The 26,620-nt window shown below is 72.2% G+C and carries 24 protein-coding genes; 16 read left to right on the top strand and 8 right to left on the bottom strand.

Annotation, left to right across the window (positions count from 1 at the left end):
* The coding region (locus QL987_RS06865) for a hypothetical protein (protein ID WP_290156896.1) at positions 1-613 on the top strand (613 nt) is incomplete at its 5' end.
* A gap of 22 nt (positions 614-635) precedes the next feature.
* Here QL987_RS06865 and QL987_RS06860 read toward each other — a convergent pair.
* Together QL987_RS06860 and QL987_RS06855 are read right to left on the bottom strand one after the other, a co-directional pair.
* Positions 636-1,178: a hypothetical protein gene (locus QL987_RS06860; RefSeq protein ID WP_290156894.1), complete on the bottom strand. Its 543-nt coding sequence runs from the start codon at positions 1,176-1,178 to the stop codon at positions 636-638.
* A gap of 70 nt (positions 1,179-1,248) precedes the next feature.
* Positions 1,249-2,106 (bottom strand): LysR substrate-binding domain-containing protein, encoded by an 858-nt coding sequence (locus tag QL987_RS06855; protein ID WP_290156892.1) that lies wholly within the window; start codon positions 2,104-2,106, stop codon positions 1,249-1,251.
* Between the two features lie 123 nt (positions 2,107-2,229).
* On the opposite strand from QL987_RS06855, the gene QL987_RS06850 reads away from it, so the two are divergent.
* Complete coding sequence (locus tag QL987_RS06850; protein ID WP_111075039.1) at positions 2,230-3,555, top strand: MFS transporter; 1,326 nt, start codon at positions 2,230-2,232, stop codon at positions 3,553-3,555.
* Positions 3,556-3,630: 75 nt separating this feature from the next.
* Here the strand turns inward: QL987_RS06850 and QL987_RS06845 are convergent, their stop codons facing one another.
* Positions 3,631-4,278: an NAD(P)H-binding protein gene (locus tag QL987_RS06845; protein ID WP_181439266.1), complete on the bottom strand. Its 648-nt coding sequence runs from the start codon at positions 4,276-4,278 to the stop codon at positions 3,631-3,633.
* A gap of 144 nt (positions 4,279-4,422) precedes the next feature.
* Here QL987_RS06845 and QL987_RS06840 point away from each other — a divergent pair, with 144 nt between their 5' ends.
* From QL987_RS06840 to QL987_RS06825, 4 genes are all read left to right on the top strand, one after another.
* The gene (locus tag QL987_RS06840) at positions 4,423-4,788 is read left to right on the top strand and encodes a helix-turn-helix domain-containing protein (RefSeq protein WP_221851638.1); all 366 of its coding nucleotides are present in this window, start codon (positions 4,423-4,425) and stop codon (positions 4,786-4,788) included.
* Positions 4,789-4,837: 49 nt separating this feature from the next.
* Positions 4,838-5,866 carry an NADPH:quinone reductase gene (locus QL987_RS06835; protein WP_290156890.1) on the top strand — a complete coding sequence of 343 codons (1,029 nt, stop codon included), beginning with the start codon at positions 4,838-4,840 and terminating at the stop codon, positions 5,864-5,866.
* Positions 5,867-6,616: 750 nt separating this feature from the next.
* Positions 6,617-7,495, top strand: a complete 879-nt coding sequence (locus tag QL987_RS06830) for a patatin-like phospholipase family protein (RefSeq protein WP_290156889.1) — start codon at positions 6,617-6,619, stop codon at positions 7,493-7,495.
* 87 nt (positions 7,496-7,582) lie between these two features.
* Positions 7,583-9,667, top strand: a complete 2,085-nt coding sequence (locus tag QL987_RS06825; protein WP_290156888.1) for a prolyl oligopeptidase family serine peptidase — start codon at positions 7,583-7,585, stop codon at positions 9,665-9,667.
* A 50-nt stretch (positions 9,668-9,717) separates the two neighbouring features.
* Here QL987_RS06825 and QL987_RS06820 read toward each other — a convergent pair whose 3' ends face one another.
* Positions 9,718-10,911, bottom strand: coding sequence for an acyl-CoA dehydrogenase family protein (locus QL987_RS06820; RefSeq protein WP_290156887.1), 1,194 nt, complete (start codon positions 10,909-10,911; stop codon positions 9,718-9,720).
* A gap of 63 nt (positions 10,912-10,974) precedes the next feature.
* Between QL987_RS06820 and QL987_RS06815 the strand changes: the two genes are divergently transcribed.
* Positions 10,975-11,616 (top strand): QsdR family transcriptional regulator, encoded by a 642-nt coding sequence (locus tag QL987_RS06815; protein WP_253462604.1) that lies wholly within the window; start codon positions 10,975-10,977, stop codon positions 11,614-11,616.
* Between the two features lie 32 nt (positions 11,617-11,648).
* Complete coding sequence (locus QL987_RS06810) at positions 11,649-12,137, top strand: hypothetical protein (RefSeq protein WP_290156886.1); 489 nt, start codon at positions 11,649-11,651, stop codon at positions 12,135-12,137.
* A 50-nt stretch (positions 12,138-12,187) separates the two neighbouring features.
* Here the strand turns inward: QL987_RS06810 and QL987_RS06805 are convergent, their stop codons facing one another.
* Together QL987_RS06805 and QL987_RS06800 are read right to left on the bottom strand one after the other, a co-directional pair.
* Positions 12,188-12,625 (bottom strand): VOC family protein, encoded by a 438-nt coding sequence (locus QL987_RS06805; protein ID WP_111075030.1) that lies wholly within the window; start codon positions 12,623-12,625, stop codon positions 12,188-12,190.
* Positions 12,626-12,734: 109 nt separating this feature from the next.
* Positions 12,735-16,238 (bottom strand): proline dehydrogenase family protein, encoded by a 3,504-nt coding sequence (locus QL987_RS06800; RefSeq protein ID WP_290156885.1) that lies wholly within the window; start codon positions 16,236-16,238, stop codon positions 12,735-12,737.
* A gap of 82 nt (positions 16,239-16,320) precedes the next feature.
* On the opposite strand from QL987_RS06800, the gene QL987_RS06795 reads away from it, so the two are divergent.
* From QL987_RS06795 to QL987_RS06780, 4 genes are all read left to right on the top strand, one after another.
* Positions 16,321-17,223, top strand: coding sequence for a LysR substrate-binding domain-containing protein (locus tag QL987_RS06795; protein ID WP_221851657.1), 903 nt, complete (start codon positions 16,321-16,323; stop codon positions 17,221-17,223).
* Between the two features lie 166 nt (positions 17,224-17,389).
* On the top strand, positions 17,390-19,201 hold the full coding sequence (locus tag QL987_RS06790; RefSeq protein WP_290156884.1) for a putative Ig domain-containing protein: 1,812 nt from the start codon (positions 17,390-17,392) through the stop codon (positions 19,199-19,201).
* Positions 19,202-19,436: 235 nt separating this feature from the next.
* Positions 19,437-21,137 (top strand): putative Ig domain-containing protein, encoded by a 1,701-nt coding sequence (locus tag QL987_RS06785; RefSeq protein WP_290156883.1) that lies wholly within the window; start codon positions 19,437-19,439, stop codon positions 21,135-21,137.
* Positions 21,138-21,260: 123 nt separating this feature from the next.
* Positions 21,261-21,905 (top strand): NAD(P)H-dependent oxidoreductase, encoded by a 645-nt coding sequence (locus tag QL987_RS06780; RefSeq protein ID WP_290156882.1) that lies wholly within the window; start codon positions 21,261-21,263, stop codon positions 21,903-21,905.
* 96 nt (positions 21,906-22,001) lie between these two features.
* Here the strand turns inward: QL987_RS06780 and QL987_RS06775 are convergent, their stop codons facing one another.
* Positions 22,002-23,021 (bottom strand): MBL fold metallo-hydrolase, encoded by a 1,020-nt coding sequence (locus tag QL987_RS06775; RefSeq protein ID WP_290156881.1) that lies wholly within the window; start codon positions 23,019-23,021, stop codon positions 22,002-22,004.
* A gap of 104 nt (positions 23,022-23,125) precedes the next feature.
* Between QL987_RS06775 and QL987_RS06770 the strand changes: the two genes are divergently transcribed.
* The 3 genes from QL987_RS06770 to QL987_RS06760 all read left to right on the top strand — a co-directional run bounded on the left by QL987_RS06770 (position 23,126) and on the right by QL987_RS06760 (position 24,626).
* Positions 23,126-24,172 carry an ATP-dependent DNA ligase gene (locus QL987_RS06770; RefSeq protein WP_290156880.1) on the top strand — a complete coding sequence of 349 codons (1,047 nt, stop codon included), beginning with the start codon at positions 23,126-23,128 and terminating at the stop codon, positions 24,170-24,172.
* A 146-nt stretch (positions 24,173-24,318) separates the two neighbouring features.
* The gene (locus QL987_RS06765; protein ID WP_221851670.1) at positions 24,319-24,480 is read left to right on the top strand and encodes a hypothetical protein; all 162 of its coding nucleotides are present in this window, start codon (positions 24,319-24,321) and stop codon (positions 24,478-24,480) included.
* Positions 24,477-24,626 carry a hypothetical protein gene (locus QL987_RS06760; protein WP_181439262.1) on the top strand — a complete coding sequence of 50 codons (150 nt, stop codon included), beginning with the start codon at positions 24,477-24,479 and terminating at the stop codon, positions 24,624-24,626. The genes QL987_RS06765 and QL987_RS06760 overlap by 4 nt, the downstream gene beginning before the upstream one ends.
* 21 nt (positions 24,627-24,647) lie before the next feature.
* Here the strand turns inward: QL987_RS06760 and ligD are convergent, their stop codons facing one another.
* A complete protein-coding gene (gene ligD, locus QL987_RS06755) occupies positions 24,648-25,667 on the bottom strand; it encodes a non-homologous end-joining DNA ligase (RefSeq protein WP_290156878.1) in 1,020 nt (339 codons plus the stop codon).
* A 113-nt stretch (positions 25,668-25,780) separates the two neighbouring features.
* On the opposite strand from ligD, the gene QL987_RS06750 reads away from it, so the two are divergent.
* Complete coding sequence (locus QL987_RS06750; protein ID WP_290156877.1) at positions 25,781-26,614, top strand: DUF429 domain-containing protein; 834 nt, start codon at positions 25,781-25,783, stop codon at positions 26,612-26,614.
* Positions 26,615-26,620: the final 6 nt, after the last annotated feature.

Raw genomic sequence — 26,620 nt, 5'->3', positions numbered from 1 at the left:
CCTGCCGCGGGTCGCCCCGGCCGTCTCCGGCAGCGCCGACGCCACGGCCGTCGACCCCGCTGCGGTCGCCGGACCCACGTCGGCCCGAGAGCACCGGAACGCTCGCGGACGCGGCACGACCGGCCGCCGGCTGTTCGGGTCCCGCCGCACCGTCGAGGAGCCGCCGAAGCGCCGCTCGACCGCCGTCCCGCTCCCGGCGCCAGCGGAGGTCCCGACCGTCGCGACGGCCGTGACGGAGGGTGAGGCGCGCCTCCCGGCCGGTGCGCAGCCCACCCCGGGCCGGACCGCACGACCCGCCCGGTCGCTCGGGCCGACGCAGGGCGCTGTCCTGGGTGCGATCGCCGGCCTCGGGACGATCGGACTGGCCGCCTGGTGGTTCACCGCTCCCGCGACCGTGCACGCGGTCGGCGTGGTCCTCGGACTGCTCGCGGTCCTGGTGTCCGTCGTGACCATGCGGAACCCGCTGACAGCGTGGCAGCGGCCCGTCGCCCTGCTCGGTGCGGTGCTCGGCACGGTCGGCACCCTCGTGCTGCTGTGGGCGGTCGCCTCGGCGCTCGGCGCACCGCTGCCGGACATCACCGGCACCGGGACCGTCCCGACGATCGCGCCCTGACCACCGAACGCCACTCGGCTGGTCAGCCCGACCGGTCCGTCGCGAACATCCGGAGCGCCGAGCGGAAGTGCTCGACGTCACCGCGCACCGGCATCGACAGCAGGAGCGTCGACGCCGAGAGCAGGACGGCCATCGTGCCCGAGGTCGGGAGGACCACCAGGGTCCGCAGCCCGACGCGCCATGCGGCGACCAGGTCATCGAGCACCCGGTCGTCGTAGGTGACCTCAGCATCGCTCGGAGCCGCAGCCTCGAGCCAGGTGCCGTAGGCGTCCGCGAGGGCGTCATCGAGGACAGCGTCCCCCAGGTGCTCCGCGAGGTGCTCAGCCCACGCGCTCGCCTGCCGGACGAACTCGAAGTCCTCTTCCCAGCCGTCCGGCCGCGTGACGAGCGCCGCGATCGACGCCGACCACGCCGCGAGCCAACTGCTCCGATCTGCTCCGGACCACCCGGCCGCACTCGCCGATGTCGACTCGAGGAAGAGCAGCATGCACAGCGAGTGCTCGCGTCGTTCCTCGGTGATGAGCATCTCCGGTGGCCAGGCGGACGTGGCGGCGTCTGCGTACATCTGGGGTCCCTCCTGCATCGTCGAGACCGACATGCTGGCATACCGGGCGTCCGACGGGGAAGGCCGACAGTCAGACGGCGCGGACGACCCCGCGCGACAGGATCGCGTTCGTCAGGGCCTCGATCGGCTCGCGCTGCACGGTCGGGTTGGCGATCAGGACGTAGTCGACCGCCGGCAGGTCCGGCAACGACAGCCGCTGCGACACCTTCACCAGGTCCGCCGGGATCAGCGAGTGCGGGAACACCGCGACCCCGATGCCGGCACGGACGGCTGCGAGGACTCCGTTGACGTCGCGGGTGTTGCAGGTGATCCGCCAGGTGCGGCCGGCGGCTTCCAGCGCGTCGATCGCCATCTGCCGACTGATGCTCGGTGCCTGGTAGGCGATCAGCGGCACCGGGTCGTCGACTTCCAGCGCGATGCCGTCCTGCGCCATCCAGACCATCTGGTCCGAGGCGACCCGGGTCCCCTCGGCGGACTCCCCCGCGGTGCGCTTGATGAACACGAGGTCGAGCTGCCCCGCGTGCACCCGGCGGAGCAGCGGTGCGGACTGGTTCACCGTCAGCTCGAGGTCGACCTGCGGGTGCAGCTTCCGGAAGTCGCGGAGGATGCGGGGCAGCTGCGTGATCGCCAGGTCGTCCGCGGCACCGAACCGGAGTCGGCCACGGGCGGCGACGCCCGAGAAGTACGCGTCGGCCGTGGCGTGGGCGGCGAGGATCGTCCGCGCGAACCCGGCCATCGCGTCGCCGTTGTCGGTCAGGCGGACCCCTCGGGTGTCCCGGGCGACGAGGGTCCGCGAGACCGTCGACTCGAGTCGGCGGACGTGCTGGGAGACCGTCGGCTGGCTGACGCCGAGTTGGACGCCGGCCTGCGTGAAGCTGCCGGTCTCGGCGACGGCCAGGAAGGTCTGGAGCAGGACGGGATCGAGCACAGCGGGCCCCTCATTCGACATCGCAATGGAGTGATGCCGATCATAGGAGGATCGAATGGCCGTCGAGGGGTTAGTTTCGGTTGGGTACCGTTCCCATCCTCGACAGCCGGAGTCTCCCGCACCGTGCGATCGTCACCGACGACCATCCACCCGCCCACCGAGCCGCTCCCGATCAGCACCGTCCGCCCGCCGTGGCGCCGGTCCTTCATCGCCCTGTCCGTGCCGAACTTCCGGCTGTTCACCGCCACCAACCTCGTCGCGATGACCGCCGGGTGGATGCAGCGCATCGCCCAGGACTGGCTCGTGCTGCAGCTCACCGGGTCGGTCGCGCAGGTCGGCATCACGGTCGCGTGCCAGTTCGCCCCGATGCTGCTGTTCGGGCTGCTCGGCGGGGTGTTCGTCGACCGCTACTCGAAGCGGGCGCTGATGATGATCACGCAGGGTGCCTTCGCGGTGCTCTCGCTGCTGCTCGCGGTGCTGACCCTGGCCGGGGTGGTGCAGGCGTGGCACATCTGGGTGATCGCGTTCCTGGTCGGCATGGTCACCGTCATCGACAACCCGGCGCGCCAGGTGTTCGTCACCGAGATCGTCGGACACCAGCACCTGCGGAACGCGATCAGCGTCAACTCGTCGGTGTTCCAGCTCGGCGGCATGATCGGCCCCGCGCTGTCCGGCATCCTGCTCGTCGCCGTCGGGGCCGGGTGGTCGTTCGGCATCAACGCGATCGCCTGCGTCGCCGTGGTCGTGACGCTCGGGTTCCTCCGCGTGTCCGAACTGCACCGCACGCCGCCGGCCCCGCGGTCGAAGGGGCAGCTCATGGAGGGCCTCCGCTACGCCGCCGCGAAGCCGACGATCATCGTGCCGGTGATCCTGGTGGCGTTCTTCTCGGTGTTCGCGTTGACGATGCCGGTGCTGCTCTCCGCGTTCGCCTCGAAGGTCTACGGCGTCGGCGCAGGCGGGTACGGCCTGTTCAACTCCGCGGTCGCCGTCGGCGCACTGACCGGCGCGGTCCTCTCCACCCGGCGCGCAGTGGTGCGGCTGCGCACGATCGTCGGCGGGGTGTTCTGGACCGGGGTCCTGCTCGTGGTCGCCGGGACGACCCCGACGATCGCGCCGTTCACGGTCCTGCTGGTCGTCGTCGGGTTGTCCCAGCTGCTCTTCCAGACGGCGTCGAACTCACTGGTGCAGCTGTCCTCGAACGTCGCCATCCGCGGCCGGGTGATGTCGCTCTACGTCCTCGTGCTCCTGGGCGGACAGGCGATCGGCGGCCCGCTGATGGGCCAGGTCGTCGACCACTTCGGGGCGCACGTCGGGATGATGGTCGCCGGCGGCGTCCCGGCCGCGGCCGCGGCGGTCACCGCGCTCGTCCTGGCACGGCGGGGTGGCCTGCACCTCGAGGTCCGCATGCGCCACCACCTGCCCCTGCCAGCCATCGTCGGCAACCGCTGACCTGACGGACGGGAGGCCCGTGACCAGCTGGTCACGGGCCTCCCGTCCGTCATGCGGTGACGCGAGCCGGTCGGCTCAGTAGGCGACGCCGAAACGCGCCTGGTGGTGCTTCGGCTGCTCGATCTCGTCGACGACGGCGATCGCGTAGTCGGCACCCGAGATGTCCGAGTTGCCCTCGGCATCGGCGAGCAGGACGTCGTCCGACGAGCGGTAGGTGCCGCGACGCTCGCCCGGGTTGTAGCCACCGAAGGCCGCGGCGGGGCTGACGTAGAACCAGTCGACCGAGGTGTCGCCGGCGCGCAGGGCCTCGAGGATCTGGCCGTGGCTCTTCGCCTCGCCCTTGAAGGCGTCCGGGAAGTCGGGGGTGTCGTACAGGGCCGGGCCGCCCTCGGCGACGAGCATCGAGCCGGCGCCACCGACGATGCCGAGACGCGCACCCGCAGCCTCGGCGGCGTCGACGAAGTGCTGGAACTTGTCCTTGAGCTCGCTGCCGTCGGACTGGACCGCGTGCAGGGACACGATGACGACGTCGGCGCCCTTGGTCACGTCGGACACGAAGCCGGCGTCGAACGCGTCGCCCTGGGCGAGCGTGAGGTGCTCGGCGGCGTCGAGCTTGGAGGTGTCGCGCGCGACGGCGACGACCTCGTGGCCGCGGGAGAGGGCTTCACGGACGATGGCGGAGCCGGCGTAGCCGGTGCCTCCGAAGACGACGATGGTGGACATGCGAGCTCCTTCGTGTGACGGTTCCGACGCGGTCACGCGCCGTGTCACTCACTGTACGGGTGTTACTCTCTTTCGGTAAGTAGGCACCTCGTGGTGCGTCCCCCGCCCGGGCGCGTCGCGGGTCGTGTCCGACGGAAGGCCACCATGAGCGCGCTCGAGTACAGCCCCTACGCGGCGGACTGCCCCTCCCGGCAGCTCCTCGACCGGATCGGGGACCGCTGGAGCGTCCTGACGATCGGCGCCCTGGCGGACGGGCCCCGCCGCTACTCGGCGATCGCCACCCGGGTGCAGGGGGTGTCGCAGAAGATGCTCACGCAGACCCTCCGTGCCCTGGAACGCGACGGGCTGGTCACCCGGACGGTGTTCCCCGAGATCCCTCCGCACGTGGAGTACGAACTCACCGACACCGGACGGTCGCTCCGTACGGTCCTCGTGCCACTCGAACAGTGGGCGATCGACCACATGGACGGCGTCGCCGAGGCCCGCTCGGGGTACGACGCGCGCGGCTGAAGACGTCCCTCCTGGAATCGCGACCGCCCGCCGGTGGTTGCGTGGAGACATGCGATCCATCGTCTACTCCCAGCCCGGAACGTCCGCCGTCCTCTCCCTCGCCGACCGTCCGGTCCCCGAACCCGGCGACGGTGAGGTCCGCGTCCGCGTGGTCGTCTCCGGCGTGAACCCCACCGACTGGAAGGCCCGGCAGGGCGGGACCTACGGCGACGGCCTGCCGTTCCCGGAGATCACCCCGAACCAGGACGGCGCCGGCATCGTCGACGCGGTCGGCCCCGGGGTCGAGGGGCTGTCGGTCGGCGACCACGTCTGGCTGTTCATGGCCGCGGCCTCCCGCCCGACCGGCACCGCGCAGGAGTACAGCGTCGTCCCCGCCACCCGCGTCGCACCGCTGCCCGAGGGCGTCTCGTTCGACGTCGGCGCCTCGCTCGGCGTCCCCGCGATGACCGCCCACCGCGCCCTGACCGTGCACGAGGACGGTCCCGCCCGACTCTCCCCCGGCGCCCTGACCGGTCGCACCGTCCTCGTCGCGGGAGGCGCGGGTGCCGTCGGGCACGCCGCCATCCAGTTGGCACGGTGGGCCGGCGCGACCGTCATCGCGACGATCAGCTCCGACGACAAGGCAGCCCTCGCCACCGCGGCCGGCGCCCACCACACCGTCAACTACCGCGAGGACGACGCCGCCGACCAGATCCGCGCGATCGCCCCGGACGGCGTGCACATCGTCGTCGAGGTGTCGATCCCCGCGAACGCCGACCTGGACGCGGCCGTGCTGGCGAACCACGGTGTCGTCTCGATGTACGCCGACAACGGTGGCGACGCGGCGTCGATCCCGGTCCGGCCGAACATGAGCATCAACGCCCGGTACCAGTTCCTGCTGCTCTACACGATCGGCGACGCTAGCCTGGCCGCCGCTGCCGAGGACGTCACCGCCGCACTGCGCGACGGTGTCCTGCCGGTCGGCGAGGACGCGGGGCTGCCGCTGCTGCGCTTCCCGCTCGAGGAGACCGCGGCCGCCCACGACGCCGTGCAGGGCGACGCGGTCGGCAAGGTGCTCATCGACGTCGCGGCCGAGTAGCGGGGCGGGCCGGCGCGCCCGTTGGCGCGGCGTGGCGCGCTTCGGCGCAGCACAACAGGAACCAGCTCGAACCGCGGGAAACCGCGGCGCGAGCCGGTTCCTGTTGTGCGCGACCCAGCGGCGGACGGGAGGCGCGGGGCGGGGGCGATCCGCGCCTCCCGACCGGCCCGTGGCCGGGCCCGCCCACCCCGCGTGGCGCCTGCGCGGCGCGCTTCGGCGCAGCACAACAGCAACCGGCTCGAACCGCGGGAAACCTCGGCGCGAGCCGGCTTCCGTTGTGCGTGACCCACCGGCGGACGGGAGGCGCGGGGCAGGGGCGATCCGTGCCTCCCGACCGGCTCATGACGGGGTCCGCCGACCCGACGTGGTGCACGGCGCGGCGCGCTTCGGCGCAGCACAACAGCAACCGGCTCGAACCACGGGAAACCGCGGCGCGAGCCGGCTTCCGTTGTGCGTGACCCACCGGCGGACGGGAGGCGCGGGCCGGGGGCGATCTGCGCCTCCCGACCGGCCCGTGGCGGGGCCCGCCGACCCGACGCGGCGCGCCTGCGCGGCGCGCTTCGGCGCAGCACAACAGGAACCGGCTCGAACCGCGGGTAACCGCGGCGCGAGCCGGCTTCCGTTGTGCGTGGCCCACCGGCGGACGGGAGGCGCGGGGCGGGGGCGATCCGCGCCTCCCGGCCGGCCCGTGGCGGGGTCCGCCGACCCGGCGTGGTGCGCGTTCATCGCCGGACTTGGTATGCAGGACACATGACCGATGTTGCAGAGCCCACTCCCACGCCCGGAACCCGCGCGATCGTCCTCGGAGGCGGCGGGGTCGCCGGCATCGCCTGGGAGCTCGGCGTGCTGTCCGCGCTCGAGGACGCCGGGGTCGACCTCGGAGCCGCCGACCTGGTGGTCGGCACGAGTGCGGGCAGCGTGGTGGGCGCGTTCCTGCGCGCCGGCGCGGTGCAGGACGCCTACGCGCAGCAGACGACCCCTCTGCCGACGACGTACGAGGAGCCCGCCGCTGTGGACGTCTCCGAGGTCGAGCAGCGCTTCGCCGCCGCGATGCAGGGCGCGACCTCGGAGCAGGACGCCCGCGCGCGGGTCGGCGCTGCGGCGCAGGAGGTCACCGCCGGCCAGAGTGACGACGAGCGTGTCGCCACCTTCCGACAGACGCTGCCGAGCGCCGAGTGGCCGGCGAAGCCCTACGCGGTGACCACGGTCGACGCGGTCGACGGGTCCTTCCGGGTGTTCCGCGCCGAGGACGGCGTGCCGCTGGAGCGCGCTGTCGCCGCGAGCTGCTCGGTGCCGATCGTCTGGTCGCCGGTGCGCATCGACGGGCACCCGTACGTCGACGGCGGGGTGCGATCGGCGACCAACGCGGACGTCGCCGCCGGGTACGAGCGGGTCCTCGTGATCGCGTGCAGCCCGGAGGGCCCGTCGCCGCTGGGACCGTGGCTCGACCGGTCCGTCGCCGCGCTCCGCGATGCTGGGTCGCAGGTGGAGGTCGTGGTCGCGGACGAGGCGTCGATCCGGGCCTTCGGGACGAACTCACTGGCGCTGTCGACGCAGCGGCCCTCGGCTGAGGCCGGGCGGGCGCAGGCGGAGCAGGTCGCGGAGCGGGTCGCCGCGTTCTGGGCGTGACGGACAGTGCCTGTGGGTTCTGTCGGGTTCTCCACAGAGCCGGTCTGAGCCCTGTGCCGGGGGCGGTGCCGTCGGTAGCGTGACGGCATGACGACACCGTTCTCGGACCTCGACCAGTTCCTCGCGCTGCCCCGTGTCGACGGGCTCGTGCTGAGCCCCGACGGCGAACGTGCGGCCGTGACGGTGAGCACGCTCGACGCCGACGGCACCACCTACAAGAAGTCGGTGTGGGCGGTCCCGACCTCCGGCGACGGTGCCGCGAAACGGTTGACCCGCTCGGCGACGGGCGAGTCGGCGGCCGCGTTCACCCGGCACGGCGACCTGCTGTTCGTCTCCGGTCGGCCGGACGCCGAGTCCGGCAAGGACGGCGCCTCCGCGCAGCTCTGGCTCCTGCCGGCCGCCGGCGGGGAAGCGCGCCCGGTCACCCGGCTGGCCGGCGGTGTCGGCAGTCTGCTCGGCGCCGCGTCGGCATCGGACGTGCTGGCGGTCACCGCACCCCTGCTGCCCGCGGCCGACGGGGACGTCGACCGCGATGCCGCCCTCCGGAAGCGGCGGGACGACCAGAAGGTCCGGGCGATCCTGCACGAGTCATACCCGATCCGGTACTGGGACCACGACCTGGGGCCGGACGAGCCGCACGTGCTGCGGCTCGACCTGCGCACGCTGCGGGAAGCGCAGGGCACCGACGGGGACGCCGGCGACGGTGCCGGCGAGCCGCAGGAGCCCCGCTACCCGGCACACCTGCCGAAGCCGACCGATGCCACGCCGCAGCCGAGCCGCACCCTCGACGCCATCGACGGCGCACTGACTCCCGACGGACGCACCCTGCTCGCCTCGGTGGGCGTGCACGAGGCGCGCGGGCACCGCTTCGTCCTCGTGACCATCGACCTCGAGACGGGGACGCGTACCGTGCTCTTCGACGACCCGGGCGTCGACCACGAGATGCCCGCGCTCAGCTCGGACGGTCGGACGATCGCCTGGATGCGGACCGTCCGCTCGACTCCGGCCGGCGCGAACCAGCAAGAGGTCTGGACGGCGAGCATCGACGGCAGCGGTGCCCGGCGGATCGCGACCGACTGGGACCGCTGGCCGAGCCAGCTGGTCTTCGAGCACGGGGACCGGGCACTGCTGGCGACGGCCGATCAGGACGGCCGGGCGCCGGTGTTCCGCCTGCCGCTCGACGGTGCCCCCGTTGAACAGCTGACGCAGGACGACTGGACGTACTCGAGCCTGCGGGTGGCGGCCGAGAGCGGTGTCGTGGTGGCGCTGCGGGCCTCCTGGGCGGCACCGCTGCACCCGGTCCGGATCGACGCCGACGGGACGGTGCACGTCCTGGCCACGCCCGCTCCCCTGCCGGACGTGCCCGGACGCCTGGAAGAGGTCGAGACCACCGCGGCTGACGGCACACGTGTCCGCGGCTGGCTGGTCCTGCCCGACGACACCGCGGCCACGGGGCCCGCGCACCCGCTGCTGCTCTGGATCCACGGCGGCCCGCTGAACTCGTTCAACCAGTGGTCGTGGCGGTGGACGCCGATGCTCGCGGTGGCGCAGGGCTACGCCGTGCTGCTGCCGGACCCGGCGCTGTCGACCGGCTACGGCCTGGACTTCGTCAACCGCGGCTGGAACGCCTGGGGGCAGGCGCCGTATACGGACCTGATGGCGATCACCGACGCGGTCGTCGCGCGGGACGACATCGACGAGACCCGCACGGCGGCGATGGGCGGCTCGTTCGGCGGCTACATGGCGAACTGGGTCGCCGGGCACACCGACCGGTTCGACGCGATCGTCACCCACGCCAGCCTCTGGGCACTCGACCAGTTCGCCGGCACGACCGACGCCGCGCACTACTGGCAGTCGATCTTCGACGCCGACGGTCTGGCGGCGAACGACCCGCACCGCTTCGTCGGGGACATCCGGACGCCGATGCTCGTGGTGCACGGGGACCACGACTACCGCGTGCCGATCGGCGAGGGACTGCGACTGTGGTCCGAGCTCGCTGAACACCATGCGGACGTCGACGGTCGGATGCCGCACCGGTTCCTGTACTTCCCGAACGAGAACCACTGGGTGCTGCAGCCCCAGCACGCGAAGCTCTGGTACCAGACGGTGTTCGCGTTCCTCGGGCAGCACGTGCTCGGGCAGGACTGGGAGCGGCCGGAGCTGCTCGGCTGAGGCGGAGGCAGCCGTCGCCCGGGCTTCCGAGCGACGGCTGCCTCAGCGGGTCAGACGAATGCGCCCTGGCCCGTCACCGCGCGACCGACGATGAGCGTGTTGACCTCGCGTGTGCCCTCGTAGGAGTAGATCGCCTCGGCGTCCGCGAAGAACCGGGCGACCCCCTTGTCGAGCACGATGCCGTTGCCGCCCTGCACCTCGCGGCACCAGCCGACGGTCTCGCGCATCTTCGTCGTGGCGAAGGCCTTGGCCATCGCCGAGTGCTCGTCGCCACCCACTCCCTGGTCCTGCAGCGCCGACGCCTGGGTGCAGAGCGCGATCGACGCGGTGATGTTCATGAGCGACTTGACGAGCAGGTCCTGGATCAGCTGGTGCGAGGCGATCGGCTTGCCGAACTGCACGCGCTCCTGCGCGTACCGGAGCGCTGCCTCGTAGGCCCCGATCGAGATCCCGACAGCCTGCCAGGCGACCTCGGTGCGGGTCAGACGGAGGACGGTCGCTGTCGAGCGGAACGAGTCGGCGTGCTGCAGCCGACGGGACTCGGGAACGCGGACGTCCTCGAGCGTGATGTCGGCGTTCTGCACCGACCGGAGGGCGATCTTGTCCTCGATCTTCGTCGCGGTGAACCCCGGGGTGTCCGACGTCACGAGGAAGCCCTTCACCTGGTTGTCCGACTCGTCCTTCGCCCAGATGACGATGACGTCGGCGAACGTGGCGTTGCCGATCCACCGCTTCGACCCATTGAGCACCCAGGTGTCGCCCTCGCGTCGGGCGGTGGTCCGGAGGCCGCGGGCTGAGTCGCTGCCGGACAGCGGTTCGGTCAGACCGAACGCTCCGACGATCTCGCCGGAGGCCATCCGGGGCAGCCACTCGCGCTGCTGCTCGTCGCTGCCGGCGACCGCGATGGAGTTCATGGCGAGGCCGGACTGCACGCCGATGAAGGTCGAGACCCCGGCGTCGATGCGGCCGAGCTCGAGCGCAGCCCAACCGCGGTACACGGCGGAGTTCTCGAACTGGCGGACCAGCGGGATACCCGGGCCGTACATGCCGAGTTCGGCGAGCGGTGCGATGACCTGCTTCGGGAACTCGGCGCGGGCCCAGTACTGGTCAGCGATCGGCGCGACGTCGCGCTCGAGGTACTCGCGGAGCTTCCCCAGGGAGTCGCGTTCCTGGTCGGTCAGCTGCTCCTGGAACCGGTAGAAGTCGGATTCCAGCAGGGGTGTCTGCGCGGCGGTCATTGACATGGACCCAACGATGCATCATTCTCGGAAACGTTGCAAGACCGGCACGACGACTCTGGGGGAACCGTGAGCAGGCAGGCACTCGGCGCGCTCGGCTCGGCCCTCGTCCCGAGCGCACTCGCCGCTCGCCTGGAGGCCCATCCCGACTCCCAGCGCGCCTTCCGTGCTGCGCGGCACAGCTTCATCGACGGCGCCCGCATCGACATGGGGGCGCTCGCGTCCTCGCTCGGGGTCGATCGGACCTCGCTGTTCCGCTGGGTCGGCAACCGCGACCAGCTGCTCTCCGAGATCCTCTGGTCGCTGGCCGTCCCGACGCTCGACGCCGCCGGCCGCGCCGCCGCACCCTCGGGAGCGGAGCGGATCGTCGACGTCCTCGACCGGTTCACCGCGGACCTGATCCGAGCGCCGTACTTCCGGGCCTTCCTGACCCGCGAGCCGGCCAGGGCACTGCGCCTACTCACGACGACCGACAGTGACGTGCAGCGGCGCTTCGTGGCCGTCGTGGCGTCGCTCATCGAGACGGAGCGGGCCGCCGGCGTGTTCGATCCGACGCCGCTCTCCCCCGAGGAACTCGGCCGCCTGCTCGTGCGCGTGTCAGAGTCGTTCACGTACGCGGACCTGATCTCCGGCGAGACCCCGGACCCCGACCGGGCACGCACGACGTACGAGTACATCCTGCGGCCCGTGCAGCACGGGTTCGACCGCTGAACGCCGTCACCGACGAGGAAGGCCACCACCGCTTGAGCACGACACCCGCCGCGATCACCATCGCCGCCGCCGTCGTCCTGCTCGCCGGATGCACCACCGAGCACACCTCGGCCGAACCACGCACGATGACCAGTGATCAGGCGAAGCAGGCGGTCGTCGACATCGTCGACCGGTCGTACGCCGAGATCGGCGGCGACTGGACGATCCGCAGCGGGCCCGCGGTGCAGTCGTGTCCCTTGCCGGGAGGCGCCGCCGGAGCCGCGTACTCCTACATCGTGGACAGGAAGGCGGGCGGTACGCTGCAGTCCGACGTCGCCAAGCTCCAGGACCTCTGGGAAGCGAAGGGGATCACGACCCAGGCCTACGAGAACAGCGGCAAGGACCCCGTGCGCGGTGTCCGAGGTTTCGGCGGTCCGACCACGTCCATCGACCTCTATGCCGACCCGGTCGGGTACACGATCGAAGGACTGTCGGTGTGCACGGTCGGCGATGCTGCCGAGATGCAGGGCCACGGCGAGTGACCGGATGCCCGGGCAGACGGCCTCGACCGTCCGACCGGGCGCCCGACGACTCACTTGCGCGCGGCGAACTCCAGGTTGATGTCATCGGGGTCCTGCACCGACAGGATCGTCATGCCGGCGTCCCCGAGTTCGGTGACCTCTCCGTGCTCGATGCCCGCCGCGTCCAACCGGGCCGCAGCCTGGTGCAGTTCGTCGACCGAGCCGAGGGTGAAGCTCACGTGGTCGAGACCCACCGTGTCCGGGTCGAACCGCTGCCCGGACGGTGCGACCGGACGCAGCCCGAACACCTGGTCGCCGAGCGGGAACACGCAGCCGCCGTAGAAGCGCTCACGGTCCTCGGTGACGCCGGGCTGGTCGACCTGGTCGCTGAAGTCGATGACCGGATCGACGCCGAGCAGCTGTTGGTAGAACGCCTTGCTGCGGGCGATGTCGGTCACGGTCACGCGGACGTGCGCCAGGGCGGTGGGGTGGGCGATCGGGTCGGTCATGTGGTGCTCCTCGGTACGACTCGCCACCGTCGTGGTGGCCGCCCCGAGGCAACGCCGGACAGCTGACGGTGCGCCCACAACGTGCGGCGACCGGACAGCTGCCCAGGCGTCAGAGGAGCTCGTCGGACAGGTGGTTCGGCGTGCCGAAGCGGTGCGCCGTGATGGACACCGCCTGCTCGCGGAGGAACGGCAGCATCTCGATCCGTCCGGCTTCGGTGACCGGCTCGGCGTACACCGCGATGTCCGGGCGTCCGTTCGTCCCGACCGCCAGGGCAGCGGCGTCCCCGCCGATGAGTCGCACCCGTGTGGAGTGCCCGGCGGCGATCCGGGCGGCGAAGGCGTCGTCGGACTCCCCCTGCCGGAGCGTGCCGATGATCGACAGGCCGCGGAGGGCCGTGGCGACCGACGCCGGCAGGTCATCGGCGACGGAGACGTCGACCGGGGTGCCGGCCCGCAGCGCCGCGGCGACGACCCGCACGAGACCGTCCACGCCCGACCCATCCGAAGCAGCCGCGGCCGAAGCAGCCGAAGCCCCAGTCGCGGCCAGGCGCACCTGCACCCCCGGGTACGGCAGGTACCGGAAGACGTTCCGCTCGGCGGTCAGTGCCGACACGTCCGCGGCGACACCGAACTCCGAGGCCCAGGCGAGCTCGTCCGACGCGACCGCGCGGCTGAGGGACTCGGAGTCCACCCCGGTGGCTCGGACGAAGGCCGACACGGCCGACGACGGCGTCGATCCGGCGGTCGCAGCCGCGGGCGCCCAGGAGCCGAGGCCGACCAGGTAGTTCACGCCACCGGCTTTGGTGCCCGCACCCACGGCGGACTTCTTCCAGCCGCCGAAGGGCTGGCGGCGGACGATCGCGCCGGTGATGCTGCGGTTGACGTAGAGGTTGCCCGCCTGGATCCGACCGAGCCAGGTGCCGATCTCGCCCGGGTCCAGGGAGTGCAGGCCCGAGGTCAGGCCGTAGTCGACGTCGTTGACGATGTCGATCGCCTCGTCGAGGGTCTCGGCGGTCATCACACCGAGGATCGGGCCGAAGTACTCGGTGCGGTGGAAGTCCGAGCCGCGGCGGACGCCCTGACGGACACCGGGGCTCCAGAGCTTCCCGGTGTCGTCGAGCTGCTTCGGCTCGACCGCCCACGACTCCCCCGCGCCGAGCGTGGTGAGGCCGTCGAGGAGCTTGCCGGCGGCCGGTTCGATGATCGGCCCCATCTGGCTGGTCGGGTCGCTCGGGTACCCGACGGTCAGCGAGGACACCGCGTCGAGCAGCTGGTTGCGGAAGCGCTTGGACTTGGCGACCGACCCGACCATGACGACGAGCGAGGCGGCGGAGCACTTCTGCCCGGCGTGCCCGAAGGCCGAGGCGACGACGTCCTTCACCGCGAGGTCGAGGTCGGCGGACGGCGTGACGATGACGGCGTTCTTGCCCGAGGTCTCGGCGAGCAGCGGCAGGTCCTGCCGGAACGACCGGAACAGCTCGGCGGTCTCGTAGGCGCCGGTCAGGATCACCCGGTCGACGAGCGGCGACGCGATGAGTTCCTTGCCGAGCGAGGACTCTTCAACGTCGAGGAACGCCAGGACGTCGGCGGGTGCACCGTGGGCGTCGAGGGCGGTCTCGATGACCGATGCCAGGACGGCACCACTGCGGGCGGCCGGCGGCGCGGGCTTGAGGACGACCGCGGAACCGGCAGCCAGTGCGGCGAGCGTCGACCCGGCCGGGATCGCGACCGGGAAGTTCCACGGCGGGGTGACGAGCGTCAGAGCCGCCGGGGTGAAGGCGGCGCCGTCGACGGTGTCGAGCGAGGCCGCGAGCTCGCCGTAGAAGTGGGCGAAGTCGATCGCCTCGGACACCTCCGGGTCGGCCTGGTCGATGGTCTTGCCGGTCTCCGACGCCATCACCTCGACGAGGGCTGCGCGGTTCGCCTCCAGCGCGTCACCGACGGCGTGCAGGACGGCACCGCGAGCCGCACCGGACCAGGAACCCCAGGTGGTGCCGGCGGCACGGACGCGCCGCAGGGCGGACTCGAGGGTCGTGGCGGAGGTGATCCGGGCCTCCCGGACGGCGGAGACGCCGAGCGTCGACGACGCGATCCGAGCGGTGATGACGGCACCCCACTCGCGGACCGATGCGACGGACGGGTCACTGTCGGGCGTGTTCTCGAAGTGACCCGGGGCCGGGCGCTCGACGGCGGCGTACCGGTCGGCGACGCGGTGCGCGGCGGGGGCGTCCAGCCCGCCGGGCAGGGCGAGCGGTGCCAGCGAGTCGCGGAAGCGGGCTTCCTCGCGGGCGAAGAGCGTCGGCGACGAGGCGAGCGAGAACACCGCGGACATGAAGTTGTCCTGGGACGCACCCTCTTCGAGACGGCGGATCAGGTAGGCGATCGCGACGTCGAACTCCCCCGGGTGTACGACCGGCGTGTAGAGCAGCAGCGAGCCGACGGTCTTCTTCACCGCGGCGGCCTGGCCCTGCGCCATGCCGAGCAGCATCTCGAACTCGATGCCGTCGCGGACCCCGCGCTGCCCGGCCAGCAGCCATGCGTGCGCAACGTCGAACAGGTTGTGGCCCGCGACACCGACCCGGACGTTCGCGATCCGCTCGGGCGTCAGTGCCCAGTCGAGGACGCGCTTGTAGTTCGTGTCGGAGTCCTGCTTGGTGTGCCAGGTGGCGAGCGGCCAGCCGTGCACGGACGCCTCGACCTGCTCCATCGGCAGGTTCGCGCCCTTGACGAGCCGGACCTTGATGTCCGCACCACCGCGGGCGCGGCGCGCCGCCGACCACTGCTGCAGGTGCTCCATCGCAGCGAGCGCGTCGGGCAGGTACGCCTGCAGGACGATGCCGGCTTCGAGGTCGGTGAACTGCGGCTCGTCGAGGAGCTTCGTGAAGACCGCGATGGTGAGGTCGAGGTCCTTGTACTCCTCCATGTCGAGGTTGATGAACTTCCGCGGTGACGCGGCGGCGGCGCGGGCGAACAGGGGGCGGAGCTGTTCGACGATGTCGTCGACGGCGTGGTCGAAGGCCCACGGCGAGTGCGGGTGGACGGTCGAGGACACCTTGATGGACACGTAGTCGACGTCGTCGCGGCTGAGGAGCGCGTGCGTGCCGGCGAGACGACGGGCGGCTTCGCGTTCGCCGAGCACGGCTTCGCCGAGCAGGTTCACGTTCAAGCGGACGCCGTCCTGCTTGATCCCGGCGATCGCCGGCCCGAGCTTCGCGTCGGTCGCGTCGACGATGAGGTGGCCGACCATGTTCCGCAGCACCCGTCGGGCGATGGGCACGACGACGGTCGGGAGGCTCGGTGCCAGTCCGCCACCGAGGCGCACCAGGCCGCGGAGCGCGGCCGGCAGGAACCCGGGTGCGTCCGGCGCGATGGCGCGGAGCTTGCGTGCCGCGACGCCGAGGTCCTCGGGGCGGACGACGCCGTCGACGAACCCGACGGCGAACGCGAGGCCCTTCGGGTCGGCGAGGACACCGGCGAGCTGCTTCGCGGAGCCGTCGACGAGGTACGTCTCGGCCTCGGCGAGCCACTGCCGGACGAGCGCGACGGACGCGTCGGCGAGGTCGTCGTGGACGGTCGGGGCGGCAGCGTCGGAGCGCGGCTGGACGTCGGTCATGGGGACAGTGTGCCGGGCGCTCTTTCGGTAGCGGAAGCAACCGTTCCTGATGCATTCCGTTCAGCTCAGCTACGCTTTCGGCATGCTCGACGTCCGCCGCCTGGTGCTCCTCCGCGAGCTGTCGATCCGGGGCACGGTCGCCGCCGTCGCCGAGGCGATGAACTTCACCCCGTCGGCGGTGTCGCAGCAGCTCGCCGTGCTCGAGCGGGAGGCCGGCGTGCAGCTGCTCCGCCGTGCCGGACGGCGCCTGCAGCTCACCCCGCAGGCCGAGGTCCTGGTCGCGGCGGCGGGCGAGGTACTGGACACCCTGGAACGTGCGCAGGCGTCGGTGGAGTCGACATTGACGACCGTGCAGGGACGCATCCGGGTCGCGGTGTTCCAGTCCGCCGCACTGGCCCTGATGCCGTCCGCCCTCCGCACGATGGCGCTCGAACACCCCGACGTCCGGGTCGAGATGGTGCAGCGCGAACCGGAGACCGCGCTCAACGAGACCTGGGCGCGGGACTTCGACATGGTCATCGCGGAGCAGTACCCGGCACACGCGGCCCCGCGGTTCCCGGGCCTCGACCGCCGCGACCTGACGACCGACCCGGTGCGGTTGGCGCTGCCGCCGGTGGCGACGGCACTCTGGCCGGTGACGTCGCTCGAGGAGGCCGCGACACTGCCGTGGGTGATGGAACCGCGTGGTGCAGCCTCCCGGCACTTCGCCGAGCAGACCTGCCGTCGCGCCGGCTTCGAGCCCGACGTCCGGTACGAGACGGCGGACCTGCAGGCGCAGATCCGGCTCATCGAGTCGGGCAACGCCGTCGCGCTGATGCCGGACCTGGTCTGGGCCGGTCGGTCGACGAGCTGCCGGCTGCTCGAACTGCCGGAGCCCGGGCGACGGACACTGTTCACGGCGCAGCGGCTCGCGAGCGCGGAGTCGCCGGCGGTGTCGGCGTTCCGGACGGCGCTCGAGCGGGCGGCCGGCGCTCCCCGATCCTGAGCGCTCCATGTCCGGAAATCCCCGATCATGACGGGTTTCTCGGCACTTTTTCCGTGACGTGTTCGTGACCATGTCGACCGGTTCTGCGGCCTCTGATGACCCTACGATCTGGCTACGGGCACGCCATCGGGAAGCCCGGCCACACGTCATCCCAGGGGGGAACCCAATGCACAAGAACTGCCTGCCACCGATCCACCGGATCGCGGCCATCGGCTCCGCCGTCGCGATCGTCGCGGCGTCGTCGGCATTCGGCATCGGCGCCGTCAGCGCCTCCGCCGACGAGCTCGCACCGAACACCAGCGTCGCGACGTCCACCAGCGTGGACGCACCGACCGCAACGCCGGCTCCGACCGGCGCACCCACTCCGGCGGCCGCTCCGGTCGCACCGACGAACCCGGCTGCCGATGTCCCGGCAGCGGGGACGCCGGATGCTCCCACTGCGACCACACCCGCGGCTCCGGCTGCGGCCACGCCCGCTGCTCCCGCTGCTGCGACGCCCGCGCCGACCGCTGCCGCCGCCCCGACCGCGACGCCCGCCGGCACGGTCACGATCACCGGCACGACCCGCGCCTGGCGGACCATCTCCGCCGACACCGCTGGTTGGCCCACGGGGACGACCTTCACCTACCGGTGGGACTTCCACCACCCGGTCCTCGGCAACCGCTACCCGGGTACCGAGCGGACCTACGTCGTGGACCCTGAGCAGGCCGACGGCACCTTCACGGTGACCGTCACCGGCACGGCTCCCGGCATGAAGCCGACGTCGGTCACAAGTGCGCCGAGCAGCACGGTCATCGTGGAGGACGCCGACCGCCAGTTCATCTACGACCAGCGAGTCGTCCCGGTGACGAGCGGCGAGCCCTTCTCCGTCGACCTCGCGCCGGCCGACAACCCGGACCTGTCCTTCTTCGTGAACGGCTCCATCAGCGGCACCGCGGACCCGAGCGTGCTGCCGACGGGCGTGAACCTCTCGGAGAACGGCGTGCTCTCCGGGACCCTCGACTCCTCGACTCCGCTCAACGACCAGATCTGGGTCCACGTCTCGACGCCGTACCACCCGGGCGGCGGACTGTCGGAGCGGATCCTGCTGTCGGTCGCCCCGGCCGAGGACGACGGCGGACTGTCCTTCTCCGGCGGGTCGAGCGAGGACCACGCCGTCCAACTCCGGGGGCAGGCCGGCACGGCGTTCTCGCACACCTTCCAGGCCACCGGCGGTCCCGTCGACGAACCGGTGCGCTACTCGATCGTTCGGCCGGACGGACAGCCGTTCCCGGCGTCGGACATCGGCGCCTCGTTCCCGGCGGGCATCACGCTCGACCCGACCACCGGCGTGCTCAGCGGCACGGACGACCAGGCGGCCTCGTACTCGTTCGCCGTCGTCGCGACCTCGGGTGGCCAGACCGCCACGCAGTACGTCGATCTCCGCACGACGCCCGCTCCGGCGGTCGGTGCCCTCGTGACCGTCACCCGCCCCGGCGACGTCCGGGAACAGCGCACCTGGACCGTCAAGCCCGACGGTTCGGTGGAGACCACCTGGTTCCCGAACGGACCGCAGCACGACATCGCGCAGCAGGCCGGCGGTCGCCCCACCGCGGCACAGGGTTCGACGCTGCTGATCGCGGCAGCGCCCGTCGACGCCTTCGGCAACATCACCGTTCCCCTGGACGGCGACTGGGACGGGCGCACGCCCATCGGTGTGACGAGTGACGTCGCGTCCGACGTGGTCGAGCGGACCGGGTGGAACGCGGCGATCACGTTCCCGCACGCGTCGACGCACACGCTGACCGTGACGGCCCAGGGCGTCTCGACCACGTTCCCCGTGACGGTCGTCCCGTCCGCCGGCGCAGCAGGCACCGGCACCACCGGCAGCCTCGCCTTCACGGGTGCCGACGAGACCGGTCCGATCGCCTGGGGCCTCGGTCTGCTGGCCTCGGGCGTGGCCCTGCTGACCCTGTGGGCACGGCGCCGCCGGGTCTGACCCACGAGACGACGAGGGGCGTGTCCGACGCGGGCACGCCCCTCGTCCGTGTGCGCCGAGTCGGGTGTGCGCCGATCGTCTTGCGGGAAACCGCACAGTCCCCCCAACTCGGGTCACATTCGGGCATCGCGGACGAATCGGTCCACCTAGTACCAATACGATCCGATCACGTCGGGGATTCTCGGCTGATTCATACACTCCGGCACCTGACCGGACATGGACCCTGGGGGAACCCGTGCACCGCAGCACAGCCTTCGTCCGACGCGCTTGCGCCGTCGGCACCGCGACTGCCCTGATCGGCCTGACGACCGGCTTCGGCGTCATGACCGCGACCACCGCGTACGCCGCTGACGCACCCGTCGACACCGCCGCGACCGCGCCGGCCGTCTCGGGTGGCGACACGAGCACGTCGACCGCACCGGGCCTCCCGGCCGACGCCGGAACCGGCACCGCCGCCGGAACCGGCGCCGGCACCCCCACCGGAACCGCGACCAGCGCGCCGGCGGATCCGACCAGCACCGCACCGACCAACACGGCGCCCACCAGCACCGCGCCTGCGGCGACGCCAGCCCCGACCACGGGTGGCACGACCACCGGTGGCACGCCGACGACCGCCGCACCGACTGCTGTCGCTCCGGCCGCCTCCACCGCCACGGTGAAGCTGTCCGGCACCGCCAAGGTCGGCTCGACGCTCGTCGCCACGACCTCGGGCTTCACCAAGCCCACCTCGTTCTCCTACCTGTGGTCGGTCGGCGGTGTCGCCACCGACGTCGACGACGGCAGCTACGTCGTCCAGCCGGGCGACGCAGCGAAGGTCGTGACCGTCACCGTCACGAACACGCTGCGGGACGGCTCGGTCGAGACCTCCTCCGCGAAGTCGGCCGTCGTCACCGAGGACCCCGTGTTCGTCGACGCCGCCGGCAAGCCGGTCACCGCCGGTCTGGACCCGGACGGCGAGCGTCTCGCGCTCGACGCCACGGCGGGCAACGCGTTCTCGTACACCTTCCGTGCCACGGGCTCGCCGGCACCGACCTTCGCGCTCGCCTACGCCTACCCGGACGACGTCTCGGACGACTCCTCGGACGACGGCGACGACGAGGGCTCGCCCGCCGACCAGCTGCCCGACGGCATCACCTTCGACGCGGCGACGGGCGTTCTGTCCGGCACGAGCGACGAGGCGACCGACACCGAGTTCGCCGTGACTGCGACCAGCGGTGGCACCACCGTCACGCAGTACGTGGAGATGACCGTGGACGCTGCGGCGGCCGCCGGCGTGCAGGTCTTCTCGATCGACCGCGACGCGTTCCTCGAGTACGTGAAGAACAGCTCCGACGGCAGCCCCGCGGACGGCACGCTGACCAGCTGGATCATCGACACCGACGGCCACGTCATGACCGACGTCGAGACCTTCCACACCACGGACGACGGCTGGGAAGGCAGCTCGATCGTGACCGACGGCGGTCGTCCGACCGTCAAGCAGGGCGGCACCCTCCTGCTCAACGGCGACCTGGTCGACCGGTTCGGCAACTCGGTGACGGATGACGAGGGCGACTCGCCGGAACTCGCCGTCACTTCGGACATCGCCTCGGACATCGTGCGCGAGGACCCCGACCTCGGTGACTACGGCAACTTCCTCGACGTCACCTTCCCGCACGCCTCGACGCACAACCTGACGGCGAGCGCCGCCGGCTTCTCGACGAGCTTCGCCGTCGAGGTCGTCCCGACCGCCACCGCCCCGGTCGCGACTCCCCCGGTGCTCACGCCCCCGGTCGCAGCCGCGCCGATCGGCACCGTCCCGGTCCGGACCGCCGCGCACGGCCGACTCGCCTACACCGGTACGGACGCGACCGACTCCCTGCCCTGGGCGCTCGGCATGCTCGCCGCCGGTGCAGCGCTGGTCGGCCTCCGCTTCGCCCGTCGGCGCGCACAGCGCTGATCCGGACGGGAGGCTCCTCCCGCGGCCCCGTCGATCCCTCCACGGATCGACGGGGCCGTTCCGTCATCCACAGGCCGGCGACGTGCGCCGGGCCGAGCGAGAGGCGCGGCTAGCGTTGGAGCCATGCCGAGCCTGCTGCACATCGATTCCTCCGCCGACCTGTCCCACTCCCGCTCCAGGGCGCTGACCGCCGCCTTCGCCGATGCCTGGCGTGCCCGCGGTCCGGAGTACACGGTCGTCCGCCGCGACCTGCACGTGGACCCGCTGCCGCACCTCGAGACGTCGGCGCTGCACTGGGCCGCAGCAGACCGCACGGCGGACGAGTCCGTGCCCGACGCCGCCGAACAGCTGCGCCAGGACGTCATCGACGAGCTGCTGGCCGCCGACGTCGTCGTGATCGGGTCGCCGCTGTACAACTACACGGTGCCGTCCAGCCTCAAGGCCTGGCTCGACCGCGTGCACATCCCTGGCGTCCTCGTCCCCGGACCCGACGGCACGCCGCAGCCCCTGGCCGGGCGTCCCGTCGTCACCGTCGTCAGCCGCGGCGGCACCTACGACGCGGAGACGCCGACGGAGCATTGGGACCACGCGTCGCCGGTGCTCGACATCATCCTCGGCACGGCACTGGGCATGAAGGTGCACCCGGTCGTGGTCAGTGCGACCCTCGCCGACCGGCTGCCCGGGCTCGCACCGTTGGCCGACCACGCCGCCGCCGAGTTCGCCGACGCGACCGTGGTCATGGAACGCCTGGCGTCGACGCTCGGCTGACCCACGGCAGCTGCCGGGGCCGAGTCAGCCAGCGCTGTGTCGGCGAGAGCTGAGTCGGAGTTTGCTGAGCCGGCGGGGGCTGCGTCGGCGGAGGGCTCAGGCCCGTCGGAGTTCGCCGGCGCGGCCGAGCAGGTCGGCGTGGAACACCGTCTGGCTCAGGGCGCTGGCGAGCAGGTACCCGGACATCGATTCGATCCCACCGCTGAACGGCACGCGCGACGCCACCTCGAACACCGTCGGGTGGTCGATTGCGTTGAGCGCGGCGGCGACGTGCCGCGTGCGTTCGTCACGGTGGGCGGCCAGGGTCCGGGCGCGGGACACCACGTCACGGAAGCGGTACTCGTGCCCGGGGCAGACCTCGAACGCGGCGAACGGTTCGAGCGCCGCCAACGAGTCGAGCGAGTCCCGCAGCGGGTTCGAGTCAGTGCGGCCCCCGAGCCCGATGCCGGAGTTGATCCGCGGCAGGACGTGGTCGCCCGTGAACAGCAGGCCGTCGGGCTCGTCGACGAAGCAGACGTGACCACCGGTGTGCCCCGGCGTCCACAGCACGCGGAGGTCCCGCCCGGCGATCGGCAGCCGGTCACCGTCCTCGAGCTCCAGGTCGGCGAACGGCGCCTCGACGGTCCCCTGCCCGAGCTGCCGGCCGGAGCCCCACACCGCCAGGACACCGTCGAGCCGGTCGTCGGGGACGCCCCAGGTCCGGGCGTCCCGTTCGTTCTGCTCGGCGTCGGCGCGGGCGTGCTGCAGGGCGTGCACCTCGGCCGGGTGCATCGCGATCGGCGCCCCGGAACGACGACGGAGCGCGGCGGCCGCGCCGAGGTGGTCGGCGTGCAGGTGCGTGACCGCGATGAGGGTGACGTCCTCCACCGCTCGGCCGATCTGCCGCAGGCCCGCGGTCAGGACGTCGAGGTCGCCGCCGTCGCTCCACCCGGGGTCGATGACCGCGAGCGAGCCGTCGTCCCCGGCGACGACGTAGACCAGGGTGGCGTCGGGCACACCGCCGCGGAACGGGACCGCGAGCGTCCAGACACCCGGGCGGACCTCCTCGACGGGCGGCAGCGCAGCGGCGGCGAGCGCCGCGGCCTGGACCGGGCTGACGGGCGACGGGTTCGACACGCGACCAGCGTAGTGAGCGCAGTGCGAGACGGGCCGGCACCGTGCGAGGCGGGCCGGCACCGTGCCTCCAGGCCGTCGCCGTCGGCAGCGCGTAGACAGGCGGCATGGAGACCATCGCGCCCATGCTCGCCAAGGCCGTCGCCACCGTCCCGGACCCCGACAGCGTGACCGGAGGACTGCGGTACGAGCCGAAGTGGGACGGCTTCCGCGGCATCGTGACGATCGACGGCGACGACGTCGAGATCGGCAGCCGCGGGTCGAAGCCGCTCACCCGCTACTTCCCCGAGCTGGTCGAGGCGTTCCGCGCACAGTTCGGCGGACGTCCCGGCCCGGTCGTGCTCGACGGCGAGGTGATCGTCCGATCGGGCGAACCGGGACACGAAGAGCTCGACTGGGAGGCGCTGTCCCAGCGCATCCACCCGGCGGCTTCCCGCATCGCGAAGCTCTCGGTCGAGACGCCGGCGCAGTTCGTGGCCTTCGACCTGCTGTACCTGGACGGGGAGGACCTGACCTCCCGCCCGTTCGACGACCGGCGCGCGGCGCTCGAGACCCTCGGCACCGACCTGAGTGCGCCCCTGTTCGTGACGCGGACCACGCTCGACGTCGAGACCGCGCGGCGCTGGCTGACCACGTTCGAGGGTGCCGGCCTGGACGGCGTCGTCGCCAAGCCGCGGCAACGCCCGTACGAACCGAACAAGCGCACGATGCTCAAGATCAAGCACCACCGCGAGGCCGACGTCGTCGCGGTCGGCTACCGGGTGCACAAGAGCGGCACGGGCGTCGGCTCACTCCTGCTCGGACTCTACGACGCCGACGGCGAACTGCGGATGGTCGGCGGCGTCTCCGCCTTCACGGACAAGCGGCGGCGCGAACTGGTGGACGAGCTGGAGCCGCTGGTGGAGCGGGACGCGGACGGGAGGCCCGTCACCGGTGATGGCGAACGGTCCCGGTTCTCGTCGGGTCGCGACACGTCGTTCGTCCGGCTGGCGCCGGAGCGGGTGCTCGAGGTCCGCTACGACCAGATGGAGGGTGACCGCTTCCGCCACACCGTGCAGTTCACGCGCTGGCGGCCGGATCGCGACGCCCGCTCGTGCGGTTTCGACCAGCTCGAGGTGCCAGCGGCCTACGACCTCAGCGACGTCCTGAGCTGAGCCCCCCCCCCGGACGAGGGACAGCTTGTCCATTTGACGCTCAACCGTCATCAGTAGTTAGCCGAACTAGTGATTCTGTGGAAGCATTCGAGGCATCAGGGAAACGGTGGTTCTCCACCCCCTCGAGATCACGGATCGGAGTGGAAATGAGCAGCGAGACCCTCGTTCGCCGAGCACAGCGCAACCCTCTCAGCGAGGTCCGCGAAGCACGTCACCAGCGTGCCCTGCAGACCAGCGCGATCATCAGCGGGATCGCCGGCGTCACCGTCGCCGCGCTCGCCTTCGTCACGATCGGCCTGGGCGCATGATCGTCCTCGACGGCATCACGCAGGACAACCGCCGGACCTGGTCTCGTCTCACCCGCCTGCACACGGCGACCGTCGGGCTGCCGCTGCAGACCTCGCGCGTCGACGACGACGACCTGCGCCGCGAGGACACCTCCACGCTCGTCTGACCGGCAGGTCTCGCGCCCTGCTCAGACCTTCTTCGCGCGGGACGGCTGCACGCGGGGCGGCTCCCCCGGCATCTTCGGGAAGTCCGGCGGGAACGGCAGCTCGCCGAGGCCGTCCGCCAGGTCGCGTCGCCACCACTCCAGGAGCGGGTCGATGCTCCGGGGTTCGGCGGACATCGTCTCCCACGGGTCACCGGTCGTGGCGAGACGCTGTGGCACGGTCAGGATCGTGAAGGCGGTCGGGTCGGCCTCGTCGAGTTCGTCCCACGCCAGCGGCGTCGACACCGCCGCGTTCGGTAGCGCACGCGGACTGTAGGCACCGGCCATCGTGCGGTCGCGGTTCGCCTGGTTGAAGTCGACGAAGACGCGCGAGCCCCGCTCCTCCTTCCACCAGGCTGTCGTCACCTGCTCCGGCATCCGCCGCTCGAACTCCCGGGCTGCGGCGATCACCGCGTGGCGGACGTCGAGGAACTCGTACGCCGGCTCGATCGGCGCGAAGACGTGCAGGCCCCGGTTGCCGCTGGTCTTCACCCACGCCTCGAGGCCGACCTCGGCCAGGACCTTCCGCAGCTCGTGCGCGGCGGGGACGGCATCGTGGAAGTCGGTGCCCGGCTGCGGGTCCAGGTCGATGCGGAGCTGGTCCGGGTGGTCGCTGTCCTCCGCCCGCGAGGCCCAGGGGTGGAAGACGACGGTGTTCATCTGCGCTGCCCAGACCGCGACGGCCGGCTCGTCGATGACGAGCTGCGGGTGGCTCCGGGCGCTCGGGTAGGTGACCGTCACCGCGCGGACGTACTCCGGGGCACCCTTCGGCGGGTTCTTCGAGAAGAACTGCTCGCCGTCGACGCCGTCCGGGAAGCGCTGCAGCGAGATCGGCCGGTCGCCGTTGGCACGGACGAAGGCGTCCCCCACGGCGACCAGGTACCGGGCCAGGTCGATCTTGGTGATGCCGAGGTCCGGCCACAGCACACGGGACGGACTGGAGATCCGGACCTCCCGGTCGCCGTCGGGTCCGGGCACGGTGAGCGTCGTCGCCGGTGTCGCCATGCAGCGGAACGTACTCCGACGCCCGGAGCCCGGCGCGCAGCACGACCGCAGGCCGGCGCGCAGCACGCCCGGAGCGCGGCGCGCAGCGGGACCGGACGGGGCAGGATGGACCGGTGACCGCGTACCTCGGGGTGGACCTGGCCTGGGGCCTCGGCACCGAACGACGTGCGCCGAACGAGACCGGCCTGGCTGCCCTCGACGACGCGGGCCGCGTGATCGACGCCGGGTGGGCCCGCGGGGTCGACGAGGTCACCGCCTGGATCGCCGATCGGCTCGGCCCCCGGACCCTCATCGCGGTGGACGCGTCGCTCGTCGTCACGAACCCGACCGGCATCCGCGAGTCCGAACGCCAGGTCGGACAGCGCTACGGCCGGTGGAAGGTCGCCGCGAACCCGACGAACCTGGCCTCGGCCGCGAGCGCCGGCGCCCGGCTGCTCGACCGGCTGACCGCCCTCGGCGTCACGTACGTCAGTGACACCCGGACGATGCGCGCCCGGAGCGGCCCGGCGGTGTTCGAGTGCTACCCGTACACGACCCTGGTCGGGGTGGCGGAGTTCGGCTACGACGTCGAGCGTCCCCGCTACAAACGGCTCGACACGTCCGTGCCCCCGGCCGTCGCCCGGCAGCGTCGCGCGGAGGCGTTCGACGAGCTCGTCCGCCGCATGCGTACGACGGCGTTCGACCCGCCCCTCGACCTCGACGCGCACCCGCTCACCCGCGACCTCCGCGACCCGTCGGTGCTGCACGGGCCGACGCACAAGCACCGCGAGGACCTGCTCGACGGCGTCCTCTGCGCGTGGACGGCGGCGTTCTGGGAGCGACACGGCGACGAACGGGTGCAGGTGCTGGGTGGTGATCCGGGCCTCCCGTCCGACCCGCTCGACGCCGTGGGCCGCCTGCCGGCCCTCATCGCCCCCGCGCGCCGGTCGCAGCGCCCGGCTCACTAGGCTGGA

Source organism: Curtobacterium sp. APC 4022 (assembly GCF_030407555.1).
In the GTDB taxonomy this organism is placed as follows: domain Bacteria; phylum Actinomycetota; class Actinomycetes; order Actinomycetales; family Microbacteriaceae; genus Curtobacterium.
Note: the sequence above shows the minus strand (reverse complement) of the source record. Positions and strands in the feature narration are given on the sequence as shown.

Bases quoted from the DNA above. Each gene is read 5' to 3' on its own strand.
- QL987_RS06860 (WP_290156894.1), bottom strand. From the start codon at position 1,178: ATGTACGCAGACGCCGCCACGTCCGCCTGGCCACCGGAGATGCTCATC.
- QL987_RS06845 (WP_181439266.1), bottom strand. From the start codon at position 4,278: ATGTCCACCATCGTCGTCTTCGGAGGCACCGGCTACGCCGGCTCCGCC.
- QL987_RS06840 (WP_221851638.1), top strand. From the start codon at position 4,423: ATGAGCGCGCTCGAGTACAGCCCCTACGCGGCGGACTGCCCCTCCCGG.
- QL987_RS06835 (WP_290156890.1), top strand. From the start codon at position 4,838: ATGCGATCCATCGTCTACTCCCAGCCCGGAACGTCCGCCGTCCTCTCC.
- QL987_RS06830 (WP_290156889.1), top strand. From the start codon at position 6,617: ATGACCGATGTTGCAGAGCCCACTCCCACGCCCGGAACCCGCGCGATC.
- QL987_RS06825 (WP_290156888.1), top strand. From the start codon at position 7,583: ATGACGACACCGTTCTCGGACCTCGACCAGTTCCTCGCGCTGCCCCGT.
- QL987_RS06820 (WP_290156887.1), bottom strand. From the start codon at position 10,911: ATGTCAATGACCGCCGCGCAGACACCCCTGCTGGAATCCGACTTCTAC.
- QL987_RS06805 (WP_111075030.1), bottom strand. From the start codon at position 12,625: ATGACCGACCCGATCGCCCACCCCACCGCCCTGGCGCACGTCCGCGTG.
- QL987_RS06800 (WP_290156885.1), bottom strand. From the start codon at position 16,238: ATGACCGACGTCCAGCCGCGCTCCGACGCTGCCGCCCCGACCGTCCAC.
- QL987_RS06795 (WP_221851657.1), top strand. From the start codon at position 16,321: ATGCTCGACGTCCGCCGCCTGGTGCTCCTCCGCGAGCTGTCGATCCGG.
- QL987_RS06790 (WP_290156884.1), top strand. From the start codon at position 17,390: ATGCACAAGAACTGCCTGCCACCGATCCACCGGATCGCGGCCATCGGC.
- QL987_RS06780 (WP_290156882.1), top strand. From the start codon at position 21,261: ATGCCGAGCCTGCTGCACATCGATTCCTCCGCCGACCTGTCCCACTCC.
- QL987_RS06770 (WP_290156880.1), top strand. From the start codon at position 23,126: ATGGAGACCATCGCGCCCATGCTCGCCAAGGCCGTCGCCACCGTCCCG.
- QL987_RS06765 (WP_221851670.1), top strand. From the start codon at position 24,319: ATGAGCAGCGAGACCCTCGTTCGCCGAGCACAGCGCAACCCTCTCAGC.
- QL987_RS06760 (WP_181439262.1), top strand. From the start codon at position 24,477: ATGATCGTCCTCGACGGCATCACGCAGGACAACCGCCGGACCTGGTCT.
- ligD (WP_290156878.1), bottom strand. From the start codon at position 25,667: ATGGCGACACCGGCGACGACGCTCACCGTGCCCGGACCCGACGGCGAC.